The following is a 13,998-nucleotide window of genomic DNA, read 5'->3' on the forward strand; positions in this document are numbered from 1 at the left end:
GAATCCGATCTGTGAGAAAGGCTCAGGCTGCCCCCCATGCCTCGCCGTTCGGGCACGCGGTGGTTGGGAACGTTGGTGCCGGGACGAACCCGTGGCGATTCATACGACGTCGTGTGCGACGGCTGTGGTGATCGTTCTGTCAAACAATCACTACCGGAATAGTAATTTAAGGGCACAGCTTACCCGAGAGAAGGCCACTCACGAACCTACCCGGGAGGTGCCTGGTCTTGGCCACATCAGGGGCAATTCGCGGTGGCTGGTGGACGTTACCGAATCCTGCGATCAAACTTCTTCGGAAAGGTCTAGCGGGCAGGAGTTCAGGTCGGTAGAATCTCCCATGTCGAAACACACTGGAGCATTCGGGCTGACTCGGCTGTTTTTGGCTGAACAGTATCGTCTGATCCCATGGTGATCTCGACGCAAACGCGGCCTGCAAGTGACGTAAGCCTCGAACCAGTCCGCGATTGCAGTGCTTTGCCGAAGTGGCGGAATGGCAGACGCGCCGGACTCAAAATCCGGTGGGGTAACACCCGTGTGGGTTCAAGTCCCACCTTCGGTACTATAGACTTACGGCGATTTGTTGAAGTTGCAGAACGAAGACCTTCTGCACTTCTTCTGCACACGCTGGGCTGGAATTGGGGTGACGTTGCCCGGAGAGCCGACATGGCTTCGCTCCAGCAGAAGGGCAACGGCTGGTACTGCCAGTTCATCTATCACGGCAAGCGGCACACCTTCGCCGTGGGCCGCGTCTCCGAGGCTGAGGCTAAGGCCAAATCGGCTCAAGTCGACTACCTGCTGCTGCGCCTCAAGCAACGGCTGATCGAGCTCCCACCCGGCGTCGGCATTGCAGAATTTGTGCAGAACGACGGCAGGTCTCTGGCCATCACCAGTGCCGTCGAAGGCGAGACGAAGGTGCTCACCCTCGTTGCCTTCCGCGACCGCTATCTCGACACGCACCGGCCCTCCCTCGAGCCCCGCACCGTCGAAGGGATCGAGCTCCACTTCAAGCACCTGGTCGCCTCCCTCGGCGAACGATTCCCGATCCGCGAGCTGAAACTGGCCAACTTGCAGGGGTACATCGACGCCCGGGCCAAGGCCAAGGGCCTGAGCGGCCGTCGCCTCTCCCCGGCCACGATCAGGAAGGAGATCATCTCGCTCCGCACTGCGTGGAACTGGGGGGCAAAGATGGGGCTGGTCGCGGGTCGCTTCCCCAACGATGGGCTGCGATTCGGCAAGGTCGATGAGAAGCCGCCGTTCATGACCCGCGAGGAGATCGAGCGGCGTATCGTCGGGGCAACGGACTACCAGAAGAAGGAACTCTGGGACGCCCTCTTCCTCACCCTGCCTGAGGTGACAGAACTGCTGGGCCATGTACGCGAGGCGGCGACGCTGCCCTGGGTTTATCCCATGGTCTGCTTTGCCGCCCATACGGGTGCGAGACGAAGCGAGCTGCTCCGCGTCGCGATCGCGGACATCGATTTCGAAGGCAAGGCAATTCTCATCAACGAAAAGAAACGGACGAGGGGAAAGCGAACTACGCGGCGGGTCCCTATGTCGGCATTCATGGCCAATGTGCTCAAGGAATGGCTGGCCGTCCACCCCGGCGGCCCCTTCCTTTTCTGCAACGGGATCGTCGTGGAGCGAAGCAAGAAGCGAAGCCGGACGACCGGACACAAGAGCCAGGTCGCGAGATCCTCGACCGTCAAGGGACGACTGGAGTCGGTGAGCGACCGCGAGTCGCCGGGATTCAGCCCGATCACCAAGGATGAGGCCCATGACCACCTACGGCGGTCGCTCAGGGGGAGTCGCTGGGAGGTGATCAAGGGTTGGCACATCGCCCGTCACAGTTTCGCCTCGAACTGCGCCGCCAAGGGAATCGACCAACGGCTAATCGACAGGTGGCTCGGGCATACGACCGACGAGATGCGACGCCGCTACCAGCACTTGATTCCGAATCAGGAGCAGCAGGCGATCGGGGCGGTGTTCGGGTAGAGGCGGGAAAGTTTGTAACGGAGGCCGCTCACTTGCAATTGCCGCATGAGTCAGAAACCAGGAAATCGATCGAGAAGAAGCTTGCGCCGGAATTCGCCCTGGCCTCTGAAATCCTGGAGATGGCCATAAGCATTTTCACCTCCGAGCGGTCGGTCACCTTGAGCGAAGACCTGCCGCCTGTGATCTTCGTCAACGCGATGGGGTTGCTGGCGAAGGCTTGCAAGCAATACCGGGCCGTCTGCGAGTTGTCACAGATGGGACTGGGAGACCCAACGGACGGTGTGGCACGCATGATGTTCGAAACCTTGCTCGCCGTCAGCTTCCTCCTTCGAAAGCAAGTCGATCTCACGGTACAGGGCCAACCGCTAATCGTGGAGGGCGGCAAGCAATTGACGCCCACATTTCGCGGCCAGCTCTATGCCGCCAACGACGCCTTTCAGGCCCAGAAGATCCTCAACGGTGCCACAAAAGCTCCCGGCCTTTTATGCGACGTACCGGCCAGCTCGCAAAGCCGGTTTGAAACGAATGTAGCTAATTATAAAACGATGCTTGGCCCTGCGTGGACGAAGCTCGTGATGCGAAAGGGTTACGCCGGGATCCACGTCAGCGATCTCGCGGAAAGCCTTGGGTTTTCGGAGATCTACGCTTCGGTTTACAAGATAGCGTCCGGCGGGGTCCATGCCGCCGATGCCATGAACCATGTCGTCGGGCAGTGCGAAGATTTGAATGATTTCCACTTCATGATTTCGCCAAACCCGGAGAATGTGCCCACGACGTTAAATTTTGCCAGCAGGGTCATGGTAACGATTATCCAGGAAGCGAATGATCGCTTCGGATTTGGCCTCGAGCAGCGAGCGGAAAACCTCATGACAAAACTCGGCGAAATGAGCATCGAATTCCCCGAAGACTAGCGGCGAGGGATCAGTCTATTGCCGATTGAAGCGACAGCAGTCCATATTGACGATACCGCAACAATTCCTGGTGGCTAATCACCCAGGCCGGATGAGCCCCCCATCCCAGATTGGCGTTTCCGAGCGTTCAATCTCCCAAGGCGGCAATGCTCACGGACGGTGAATTCCGCTTTGCCTATCACGCGGCCAAACTCCTCTGTCGAATACCAGTCCTTGATTGTCTCCCGCTCGACCAACGCCCGCAGCAGCGATTCCAGTCTCCCCAGCGGGTCCTCGCTGTTCACGGTACTCAGCATTCGTGGACGATCCGCATGGGTCGTTCCAGCACCTCAGCCACGCCTCGGATGTCGGAGAGTCGTGTTTGGACGACGCGGCTCGCCAGTCCGGAGGGTAGGCATTCCGAGAATTTCAGGCCGTCCAAAGCCTGCTCATCGGCCGGGGGCACGATCTGGCCTGGGGCTGCATCGGCTAAGCCCCGGAGCTGGGTCTCGGCGTCTTGCGCAGCGAACTTTGCTGGGAATCGGACGGCAAAATTGTCAAACTTGACCCGGTCGCCGGTCCGTCGCCCCAGTTCGTGGGCGAGGGCGGCGTTGGCACGACCGCCGCCGAACGTCCACCAGGTGGTATCGCCATCCGACGTGACGAGCATGGTCGCGTCATCCCGGGTCAGCCAAGGGAACTCATTGCGAACAGCCTCCATGCGTCTGACGGTTCTCACCGACCATCGCGGGGAGATCTCGTCTCCAGCCAGGTTCCGGCGAATCGCCTCGCAGAGCTCGCCTGAGAGAAACTGCCCTTCGCCCCGCCAGCGCGAGCGGCCAACATCCTCGGCAGGCTCGACGTACGCCCTGCGCCGCTTCCAGTCCAGGTGGGTCACACGCCAGGCCCGCCCGGCTAGCAGGAGTACCGGCAGTCCGTCCTCGCGGCGGGTCAAGAAGGTCGATTCGTCAACGGATCCAAGCTCGCGTCGACCGTGTAAGACGGTGAAGAGAGGGGGAGCCGTGAACACCGAGATCAGCTGGAGGAAATTCTTCCGCCCATAGGTGTCCTGGCCCTCGCGCCCGAGCCAGAGCACGCCCGCCTCGTCCCAGAGGATCTCCTTCTCGATCATGCCTGCGACGATCGAATCGACGGTATCGCGCCCCACTGAACGGAAGGCAGGGACCGTCCCGACCCAGTCCAGCCATTCGCCCCGGCCGATCCCCCGCTCCTGGAGCGCCAAGGCCAGGAGCTGCTGCGCCAGGATATGCAGCGGCTCGGGCGGTGCTGTCGCCGGATCGACGAAGCCGGAGGCCCAAAGATCGATCAGACCGGCCGCGCGAAGGAGGCTCTCGTCAGAGGTCGCCAGGAAGAGGCAATTGCGCGCCATGCCAGGCCGGCGACCGGTGCGGCCCATCCGCTGTAAAAACGACGAGACTGCACCTGGGGCATCGATCTGGACCACGCGATCGAGGTCACCGACGTCGATCCCCAACTCTAACGTGCTGGTGGCCACGATCACGCAGTCGCGACCCTGGGCGAACGCCCGTTCGGCCTGCTGGCGCTCGTCGAGTCCGAGCGAACTGTGCGAGACGAAGGTCTCGACTCGTCGCATTCGTAGTTCAGCGGCGAGTTGCTCGACCCGCGATCGACTATCGCAAAAAACGAGCCGCTTCTCACCACGATGCAAAGCCGCGATGACCGTGGCAGCATTGTCGAGGTTGCCGACATAGTCGAGTTGCACCTCGGGCGGCGGCTCGGGTATGGCGGGCGGCCGGATGACTCGCCTGGAACGACCAGAGCCGGCCGAAAGCCAGGTGAGTAGGTCGTCCTCGTTGCCCACTGTGGCCGAAAGCCCGATTCGTTGGTGGTCGCGGCCCGCGAGCCGGCCGATTCGCTGCAAGAGGGCGAGCAAGTGCCAGCCCCGGTCGTCTCGAGCGAAGGCGTGGACCTCGTCCACAACCACGGCCTGGACGTTAGCGAACAGCCGGTTGTGGTTGATCGAAGTTGATGTCAGCATTACTTCCAGCGACTCAGGCGTCGTCAGGAGGCAATCAGGTGGGTTGGCCAGCGTGTGCTTCTTGATCGACGCGGAGACGTCGCCATGCCAGAGCGCCGCCTGTCGGCCAACCAGCCCGTAGTATCGCTCGAGACGCTCATTCTGGTTGTTGAGCAAGGCCTTGATCGGGCTGATGTATAAAACCGACAAGCCAGTCCAGGACTGCGAGAGCGTCTCGGAAATTAGGGGGAAGAAGGCGGCCTCGGTCTTGCCCCCCGCCGTCGGTGCGAGGATGAGCAAGTTGTCGCCGGCGAGGGCGCCCTCGATCGCCAGTTCCTGAACCGGTCTCAGCGATCGCCAACCCATGGAATTGACGACCTGGTGCCGGAGCGCCGGGTGGAGCTGGTCGAAGGCGCACATATTAGAGGTCCAGCTCGATCTCGTCGACGGACGCGGCACCGCGGGCGGCACGCTCGACACGGTTCAATTCATCCTCGGCGATCGTCAGCCGGTAGTGTTGGCGGGGATGGAAGTCGGCGTGCTGATCGACCCGGTCGAGCACGTCGGCCAGGAGCTTCTTGAGGAACAACCGAGGTGCTACTCCGACCTGGCCACCTAAATCACCCGCCACGGCCGAGGCCAGTTCGGCGACGTAGGTGTCATCCACCAACGTGAGGATTCGTTCGCGATCCTGAGCGTCCTGGGCATAGAGATCGCGGACTTTCAGACCCACTTCGACGAGCCGGGCGTGCGAGAACGCAGGGAGGCGGATCTGCACGGCCCGCAGATTGTCGAAGCGAGCATCGGTCTGGAAATCGACCTGGAGTCGCTGCGCCAACGGCTCCAGCCGACGGACACCCTGCGGGCCATCGTAAAATGCGGGCGTCCCGGTGATCAGCAGGTAGAGGCCGGGGAACCGCCCGCCATCAATGTCGTCGATCAGTTGCCTCAGGGCGTTCAACCCCTTTTCTCGCACGTCGCCCCGGACACGCTGGAGCGTCTCGATCTCGTCGAGCACGAGGACGAGTCCCGAGAATCCCGAATCTTTCAAAATCAGGAGCAAGCCACGGAGGAAGCTGAGGGCGGCGAAGTGGTCCACGTCCCCCTTGATCCCGGCGATTCTTTTGATCGAGGCCGCGACGTGCGGCTGCCCGGCGAGCCATCCGACAAGCCCCTCGGCGGTGGCATGGTCGTTCCGTCGCTGCGCCGCCCGGTACGATCGCAGGGCGGCGGCGAACTGAGGGGTCGCCCGGGTGATCTCGAGGAGCCGCTGTTCGAGGAGTTCGTCTGCACGTCGCGCCAAGGCTTCGAGGTCGCTGGCCTCGATCTCTCCCTCAGAGAGGATGTCCTCCTCCAAGCCGTAGAACCAGCCGTCAATGATGGAGCGATAGGCACCCAGGAAGCAGTCGGCCGTGGACAACTGCTCCATCGCCCGACGGTAAACTGTTTCGAGGCGATGGAGGGGTGTCTCGGTCTCGGAGATCTGGACCTCGGCGATGGCGTATCCCTTCTTCTTGGCGTACTCCTGCACCCAACGCCCAAAGAAGGTCTTGCCGCAGCCGTACTCGCCCCGGACTGCCTTGAACACCGAGCTCCCTTGGGCCACGTCGGCGAGTTCCCCGGTCATGACGGGCTCGAACCGGCCGAGTCCTACGGAGAGGAAGTCGAGGCCCCGTTGCGGGACCGTCCCCTTGCGGAGCGCACTGATGATTTCGCGGCGGCGTTCTCGGCTGATTTCCATGTGTTAACCCAGGTCGAATTGTCGTCTGAGCTTCACCACATTGAGCTCGATCTTATTCTCGTTACGGTTGAGGCTGAGGATCTCGTACCCGTCGACATTCAAGAGGCGCTGAATGCGAGCGATGAGCCCGTCCAGGCGTGCGGCGGGGATCTCGGCGGCGTTTGCGAAGGCGGCAGGGGTCATGAGGCCGCCTCCTGCTTCCAGGACGATGAGGGTCCGCCGCACGACCTCGTCCTCCGGGGCGTGGCGACGGATCTGTTCCTTCTGGTCCTTGTATACCTGGGAGGAAAACAGCCGGTCGATCCACGCTCCGGGCCTTTTCGTGACGGGCAACGGCGCGTCGACCTCGTCTCGTAGGTTGTCGAAAAGCGTCGGGGGACGCTTCGGCGAATGCAGGATAACCGTGGTTGTCTCCTCAACCGCGGCAGTAGCCTTGCTCGGTGCTGGCGACCACCAGTCCGGCTTGGGGTACTCGCACGAGTAGAGACCGGAATAAGCACTGCTCTGATCGGTCAGGAGGACCAGCGGACAGACCATCTCCTGGGGGGTCGCCCCGCCGTGGTATCCGTTCTGGGGTCCACCGTAATGAACCCGTTCCGACCAAGGGACGATGATCGAGGAACCGCTTGCTCCGGCCTGCACCCGGTCCCCCGTAATCGCGACCTCGTCCTCAGCCAGATCGTCGGCCTTGGGACGCCACCTGCCCCCCGTCTGCAACGGGATGTTGCGCGCATCGGGCCGGTGCCAGACATGACCGTGGTCGCTGGCCAGGATGACCACCCGCCCCGTGTCCCGGGCCAGCTTGAGGAGCGAGCCGAGGGGGCTGATGCGGTGGATCGTCCAGTCGTCCCGGATCTGCTGGGCACTGGAGAGCCGGTCGTCGATGGCATTAATGACCACGCCCACGACCCGAAGGTTCAGAGACAGAATTGCCTTGGACAGATCCTCGCCGATCGCTCCCCGCGCCCCTTCGGTCACTTCTTTTTTATGAAAGAGCACCGGGGGATACTTCTTATCGCAAACGTGCCTGAGGACCGGGTGCAACTCGAAGTTCCGGGTCTCGACCGCCGCATCTCCGCTCGTCAGCGTCCCCGAGAGGAGGCTGGCACGAGAGACTTGCGTGACGCTCGGGAGCGCGGCGACGACGGGCAAGGGGGGGAGCGCGGCCGCGTCCAGAGTGGCCTGGGACCAGTGCTCTTGCCGGATGTCGTCGAGGAGCTCGTGGCAGATCGCCCAGCTCATGCCGTCGAGGACGACCAGAAGCACCCGATTGCCGGGTTCGACCACCCTGGCGACGACCTGGCCGAGCACATCCTCGACGCCCAAGGCCCCTGCGGAATCCGAGCCCACGGCAGTCCAGTCCGCCAAGGACTCGGCGAAAGGCCGATTGAACTGCTCCCTCCGCTCCAGGACCGCCCGATCGAGGACTTGATAGGCTCGAGAAAGGCCAACGACCTCATCACCCCGGCCGATCAACTCCCGTGCCCAGTCCACGAAGGCCAGGTCCCGACGGTACGTCTGGGTGAACTCGGGGAACGACCCGCAAGTCGGCAGAGGGCGAGCGAGCCAGCGGACGAGCCTCAGCGCCATCATGACCCTTGAGATTTGGTCATGTCGTCGGCCGAGCTTGGCGACACGGTGTTCGTTGATCTCACCCAGGAGCCGTTCACATCCCTGAATCGTCTCCTCGCTCGGCGAGCTGATGGTGGCTTCGACCTGGGCTCCGAACCGGGCCAGCCGTTGCTCGAATCCAAGTTGCGTCAACCGATTGCGATCGGCATGAGCGTCACACCGGAACTGGCGGAGCAACTCATCGGCACGCTGCAAATGCTGGTGGGCGCTTCGAGCATCGTCCCTGCGGTCCAGGTCGGCAACGGCGTCGGTGACGAGTCGACCCAGGCAGCGTCCGATCGACGGGGGGATCGGCGTGTTGCCGTGGTATTGCTCCATCCGGGCGGCGGCGGCTTCCAGCGTCGAACTCTTGCCATCGCCGTAAACCACCTGGCAGACGACGGCCAGAGCGAGGGCATCGCCCCCGGCGCCACTCTCGATGAACTTCAAAATCGAGTCGGCGGCATCCCCCAGGCTGGCCACGAGGCGGTCGCGCAGGCTGGTCCGCAGCTCCGGCGAGGCATTCAAGTAGCGACTCGCCCCGGATTTCGTGGTGGCCCAGAGCAGGAGCGACACCAGGTCGGGCTCGCTCTCCCCCATGTCAAAAACGTGGCGGCTGATCGCCCTCCAGACCGTCCCACCGTCGAGAATCCCCGCCGAAACCGGCGGATAGCCGTCCGGCGGAGCATACTCGATCAGGGCCTGAGCGAGGGCCGGGTCGCAAATCGAACGGTCGAGTTCCTTGGCCTTGAACAGGGCGCAGAGGCTGGCCCAGTGGTCGATCGCGAAGAGGCGGCAACGCGCCAAGCGGGCGACGACATCATGTCCCAGGTCGGCCTGCTGGAGCTTGGTCAGCAAGATGATCCGGCTCTGGTCTCGCTCGGCGTTCCGCAATGCCTGCCGGACCTGGAACACGGTGTCGGCCCGGACCACCTGGGCCTTGCCGAACTCGAACTCCACCTCGGTCGGGCCGAGCCAAGGCACGCTGACGTGCAGGCCGACGGCCAGCGCGTCTTCGTCCCGCAGCCACTTCTCCTCGACGATGGACCGCAACTGCTGCGAGCTCAGGGCTCCGACGCTCATTCCGACTCCTCCTCGAGCGTCCAGTCGATCGTGAGGCGAGAGCGAGGATTCGCCTTCAATTTCTCAAGCAATTCCTGAGACTTCGAGTCCCAATCCTTTGCGGTCATTCGATCCTGCTGACCCGACCCAATCGGCGTCCATCGCTTCGGGCCAGGCGCTGGAGTGGGTTTGGGATCAGGCTGGATTGGTGGCTTCGGCTTAGCCACCTTGGGAGGCGTGAGTAACTGGATGGCCCGCCCCTCGGCGTCGGACAACTTGGAGGCCAGTCCGCTCGCCAGCGCGTGCTCGTCGGTCTTCAGCCAGGTGACGACATCCTTGATGAGCCTTGCCGCCTCGTCAGCCCGATCGCCGTGGATGTCCGAGACCGCCGTGAAGAGATCCCATCGCGTATTGTTCAGGCTGTTCAAGACCGCTGCCGCCGACTTGAGGCTCTTCCCCATCGCCGTGCTCGAGGTTTCCAGCGTGGCTCGGGCGATGGCCCCAACCAGCTTCGTGGCCTCTTTTCCGTCGCATGAGGCGAGGAACTCTCGGACGGCCTTCGCGGTTTTCACCCGATCCGCTTGAGCGACGTCGCCCTCAGCGAGGTTGAGGTGACTCAGCACGACCTGGAGCCGGTCGGCGAGTCGATCGCAGTCGGGGCGGTACTCTTTGAGGCTCTCGTTTACCTTCGATGTCAGCGTCGCCAGGTTCGAGGCGTTCAGGAGCTTGGAGACCGCGTGCCCCAAGATCTCGGCCACGCGGGTCACGGACCCTTCCCAATCCTTGAGGTCGGGAAGGCTTTGTTCCAGAAGTTCCAGCTCGTTGGGCAGGTCGTCCAGGCTCGGCGCGTAGTTCCCGCCGTAGCGCATGAACGAACGATTGGTTTGATCGGCATAGACAAGGATGAGCAGGTTCTGGATCTCACGAGGGAGCCCGCGTTCCTCGGGTTGGTCCATCCACTTCCGCAGTTCGCCCACCGTGGGGTGGGTTTGGTCGGACGCCGCCAGCAAGCGATTGAAGTGGCTCTTCCAGAAGTTCGTGAGGACGAAGTGCGTCTCGGACATCGTCCCGAGCTCGAGCGGGTTGCAGACATTGCGGAGCTTCTGGCGGACGGCCTTATCCTCGACGAAGACTCGACCGTCGGGCGTCCGGGTCGCCTCCTGGCAGACCTCCAGCACCTGCCGGAGATCCTTCCCAGGCTTGATCTCCTGGCCGAACTTGGGGTGCTTGGGAAACTGGTGCGTTAAGGCCTGGTCGAGCAGATGCTCGAGGGCCTCACCGAGGTTCGCCCCGACGGGCCGCTGGAGCACGAGCGTCGGGTAAAGCGACTGGAAATGCGACTCCGACATGTCGTAGGAGTCGTCGAGCGTTCCCGGGGTCGGCTCGGAGCGGATCGCGAAGGCCGCTTCCACCGCCTGGACGAGTCGCTGAGACAAGGCGCTCTGCTGATTCTGGAGCAATAGCCGGGCGGTCTGCCGGTCCTGGAGCGAGAGGTGCTGGGCGTACTGGTCGAGGTTGTTGCCCAGGAGCAGCCTCTCGATGATGACCAGCTTGCCAAGCTCCGTCTGGGTTCGAGGCGAGAAGAACGAGGGGAGCCACGCCAGGGTCCGCGGCTTCTCCTTTTTGTTCCGGAACTTGTTGATCCGATCCAGATCCTCGATCGGGGAGTGCCCTTCGGAGTCAAACGGGAAGTCAACGACCAGCTTCCACTCATCCCCGGAGCGCAGCGAGTCGTCGGGCAAGGACCGGACATTGGTGAACAGCACGTCGCAGGACCGCCGACTTCCCCGCCAGACGAAGGCGTGCGAGATATACATCTCGTCCTGCTCGGGGACGTTCATCGACTTGAACAGCATCTGCCGCAACTTGAACTGGCGGTTGCCGGGGTTGTCGTAGACCCGGGCGGCCTCAATGATCCCCTCGGTGTCGACCCCCGAGAGCTGGATCGACACGGTCGGATTGGTCGGCTCCTCGCCGACCCGGATCTCGCCCACCATCCCCGCCCAGGTGCGGAACTTCTGGGCGACCACCTGATGCTCCCGGCCCGGAATCCGCGATCGGATCGAGCCGTGATTGAGCGCGGCGAGCCGCATGCAGGTCATGTTCTTGAGCGCCTCGACCCCATGGACGAGAGCCGACAAGAGCAGGCTCTTGATCAACCGATCGTCGTTCTCGAACAGCCGCAGGCGGGCCGCAACCTCCTCGCTGTCCGCTGCCCGCTCCCGGTCCACCTCCAGGTCGACTTGATGCTGCTGCTCGAGCAAGGGCCGGAGCTTGGCCTGGTAGAGCTTCTTGGCATTCTCGAAGTTCACCCGCATCACGTCGGTGAACGCCTCGTCGCCGTGCGCCACCACGTCCCAGAGGTCGCCGAGCGGGATGACGTCGCCGAGCCGGAGCGTGTCCCGGCGATTGACCAGGAGCTGGAGCATGATCTTGAGCGCGGTCCGTTCCCGCTGCAACGCGCTCGACACCGCGACCAGCGCCTGAATCAAGGCCGGGCTGAAGGGATACACCTGCTTGAACATCGCCCGGTCCGATTCCCTGGTGAGCAGGATCTCCATGATCTCCTGGCGCACCTGGGCCGTCTTCTCGAAGGCCTCGTTCAGCTCGGCCGCACACACGTCGTTCTTGGGCCGCAGGACCCGCTTCTGGGCGATGAGCGGCAAGTTGCGATCTTCGAGCGTGATCGTGTGGAACCGGCCCTCCCAGTGAGCGAGCACGTCCGAGAAGTTGAGTTGCTCGACTCCCGTCACGTTGTCGCCGATGAGATCGCGCAAGTCCCGCTGGCGGGCCACAAAGCTGATGATCGGGGCAGGGCGGTCCGACTTGCGGGACTCGACCAGCTTTGCCAGCTTGTTCCCCTCGGTCTGGACGAAGCCCAGGTCGGCCGAGTGGGTGGCGAGCCAGAGGATCAACTCATCAAGGAACAGAATCAGGGCATCATAGCCAAGCGACTTGGCATGAGCGCTGATGATGCTGAGGCCCACATCGAGGTCGACGTAGGCTTCGTCCTTCCCCTGAGCGATCCCCTTGAAGGCGGGGAAGATGTATTGGACAAGGTCGCCAACCAGCCGGCTGCGTTCTTGGCTGGACGGGGGCGCTTCCATCGCGGCCTCGAACCGGGGTGCATCCCAGCCCTTGGCCATCTTGCCCCAGCCCGCGCTGCCGGGGTTTTTCTGCCCCTGGTTCAGGTCCTCGAAGAACTTCTCGTCCCCGAGCCGCTGGCGGTACTGTACGGCGTTCTTGAAGATCTCGTCGGCCAGGTAGACACCGGGCAGGGGGGCGCCGGGGTGGGCCTCCATCACGTGATCGACGTAGCCGCCGAGGATCGCCGTCTCCATGTTCCGGGCGCCGATCATGTGGTACGGCACGAGCAGGAACTTCTTGTTCTCGACCCAACTGTGCTTGGCGCAGACCTTGGCAAGATCGGGTAACGACCGCGCGTCGGCGTCGTGCTTCAGGAGCAGGTGGAGCACGGCCATGAAGTGGGATTTACCTGCGCCGAAGCTCCCGTGCAGGTAGCACGCCTTGCTGTTGACCGCGTCGACGGCCGAGCTGATGAATCCCAGGGCGTCGTCGAAGCACTCGACGAGTTGGGGCGTGACGACGTAGTCCTCGAGCGTCTTCTTTGGATCGGTGACCCCTTTGGAGAGGTTGAGGACGAAGTCCCCCTTGCGGACTCGCTCCGGAAGGATCAGAAGCTCGCTGATGAGCCGCTCGGGCATGATCGTTTCCCACTCCCCCCTTGCGATCGATCGATTCGTCTCGAATCGAAAACGGGATTAGTTTTACGCAACTTGTTAGTTTGGAATCGATTACAAAAAATGTCTGTCAGCCGCTAAAACTAAAACCAAGACTAATTCGACTCGCTCAGTGTTGTCTGAGTCTGATGTTCCTGGCCCTGCATTTCGTCCCCGATCATCTGCCGGCGCCTCTCTGGAAGCAGGATTCCGACGTTCGCTGATCAGGATGAGCTTGTCTCTCGTGGCACCGCTTCAGGGAGTGAGCCAGTCGTCGAGCCGGAGGCCGGGTATGTACTGGTAATCCGCCGTGTTGTGGGTCACGAGGGTCAGGTTGTGGACCAAGGCGGCCGAGGCGATCATCAGGTCGGCGGTCGGGACGGAAATACCCTGTTGCCACAGCGTACCACGCACCTGGCCGAACGTGTGGGCGCAGGCCGGATCGAAGTCGACCACGTGGACCTCTTGCAGGAGGTCGGCGACCAGGGCGAGAAGCCGGTTCACCTGTGAGTGCTTGTACGCCCCGGCATACAGTTCCGCTAGCGTGACGCTAGAGATAGCGAGCTGGCCGATGTGCTGGATGAACCGATGAGCCAGTTGCGCCGGCCTCCGCATGTGGGCCGAGCAGGTGTCCGTGTCCAGGAGGAAGTTCATGTGTTTCCGAGGTCGGGGGTTGGAGGCCGCCGTTCATGCTTCCGGGCCTGATGGACTTCCTCCATGATGTCATCCCATTCCGTATCGTCAGCCAGGGCACCCTCAGTGCGGAGAAAGCCCTCACCTGGCTGCCGGGACGAGCGTGTAATCAACGTCACCTGCACTTCGACTTCCTGGCCTTCAGCTACGCCGGGGTCTTCGTCGAGTTCGATGGTCTTGCCGTGGACTCGGCCGTGAATGGTTCGGGTCATGGTCCGCTCCTTTTGATCGTGGGGTTCGCTCTCTGGTGAGGGACTCGCTCCATTGAGG

At 62.7% G+C, this 13,998-nt stretch carries 8 protein-coding genes and 1 tRNA gene; 3 read left to right on the top strand and 6 right to left on the bottom strand.

What is annotated here, in order from left to right:
* Positions 1–476 precede the first annotated feature (476 nt).
* From SINAC_RS09535 to SINAC_RS09545, 3 genes are all read left to right on the top strand, one after another.
* Positions 477–559 (top strand) — tRNA-Leu (locus SINAC_RS09535).
* Between the two features lie 104 nt (positions 560–663).
* A complete protein-coding gene (locus tag SINAC_RS09540; protein ID WP_015245476.1) occupies positions 664–1,992 on the top strand; it encodes a tyrosine-type recombinase/integrase in 1,329 nt (442 codons plus the stop codon).
* A 32-nt stretch (positions 1,993–2,024) separates the two neighbouring features.
* Positions 2,025–2,903, top strand: coding sequence for a DUF5677 domain-containing protein (locus tag SINAC_RS09545; RefSeq protein ID WP_015245477.1), 879 nt, complete (start codon positions 2,025–2,027; stop codon positions 2,901–2,903).
* Positions 2,904–3,192: 289 nt separating this feature from the next.
* Here SINAC_RS09545 and SINAC_RS09555 read toward each other — a convergent pair whose 3' ends face one another.
* The 6 genes from SINAC_RS09555 to SINAC_RS40785 form a co-directional block, all read right to left on the bottom strand.
* Entirely contained in the window at positions 3,193–5,301 is a 2,109-nt protein-coding gene (locus SINAC_RS09555; RefSeq protein WP_015245479.1) for a DEAD/DEAH box helicase, read from the bottom strand.
* A 1-nt stretch (position 5,302) separates the two neighbouring features.
* Positions 5,303–6,622 (bottom strand): BREX system ATP-binding protein BrxD, encoded by a 1,320-nt coding sequence (gene brxD / locus SINAC_RS09560; protein ID WP_015245480.1) that lies wholly within the window; start codon positions 6,620–6,622, stop codon positions 5,303–5,305.
* A 3-nt stretch (positions 6,623–6,625) separates the two neighbouring features.
* The gene (pglZ, locus tag SINAC_RS09565; RefSeq protein ID WP_015245481.1) at positions 6,626–9,316 is read right to left on the bottom strand and encodes a BREX-2 system phosphatase PglZ; all 2,691 of its coding nucleotides are present in this window, start codon (positions 9,314–9,316) and stop codon (positions 6,626–6,628) included.
* Entirely contained in the window at positions 9,313–13,020 is a 3,708-nt protein-coding gene (locus SINAC_RS09570; RefSeq protein WP_015245482.1) for a DUF6079 family protein, read from the bottom strand. The genes pglZ and SINAC_RS09570 overlap by 4 nt, the downstream gene beginning before the upstream one ends.
* A 270-nt stretch (positions 13,021–13,290) precedes the next feature.
* Positions 13,291–13,689, bottom strand: a complete 399-nt coding sequence (locus tag SINAC_RS09575; RefSeq protein ID WP_015245483.1) for a type II toxin-antitoxin system VapC family toxin — start codon at positions 13,687–13,689, stop codon at positions 13,291–13,293.
* Positions 13,686–13,940: a hypothetical protein gene (locus SINAC_RS40785; protein WP_174377929.1), complete on the bottom strand. Its 255-nt coding sequence runs from the start codon at positions 13,938–13,940 to the stop codon at positions 13,686–13,688. The genes SINAC_RS09575 and SINAC_RS40785 overlap by 4 nt, the downstream gene beginning before the upstream one ends.
* Positions 13,941–13,998: the final 58 nt, after the last annotated feature.

This window comes from Singulisphaera acidiphila DSM 18658, assembly GCF_000242455.2.
Classification (GTDB): domain Bacteria; phylum Planctomycetota; class Planctomycetia; order Isosphaerales; family Isosphaeraceae; genus Singulisphaera; species Singulisphaera acidiphila.

Coding starts and splice junctions, on each gene's coding strand:
- SINAC_RS09575 (WP_015245483.1), bottom strand. CDS start 13,689: ATGAACTTCCTCCTGGACACGGACACCTGCTCGGCCCACATGCGGAGG.
- SINAC_RS09570 (WP_015245482.1), bottom strand. CDS start 13,020: ATGCCCGAGCGGCTCATCAGCGAGCTTCTGATCCTTCCGGAGCGAGTC.
- SINAC_RS40785 (WP_174377929.1), bottom strand. CDS start 13,940: ATGACCCGAACCATTCACGGCCGAGTCCACGGCAAGACCATCGAACTC.
- brxD (WP_015245480.1), bottom strand. CDS start 6,622: ATGGAAATCAGCCGAGAACGCCGCCGCGAAATCATCAGTGCGCTCCGC.
- SINAC_RS09555 (WP_015245479.1), bottom strand. CDS start 5,301: ATGTGCGCCTTCGACCAGCTCCACCCGGCGCTCCGGCACCAGGTCGTC.
- SINAC_RS09540 (WP_015245476.1), top strand. CDS start 664: ATGGCTTCGCTCCAGCAGAAGGGCAACGGCTGGTACTGCCAGTTCATC.
- pglZ (WP_015245481.1), bottom strand. CDS start 9,316: ATGAGCGTCGGAGCCCTGAGCTCGCAGCAGTTGCGGTCCATCGTCGAG.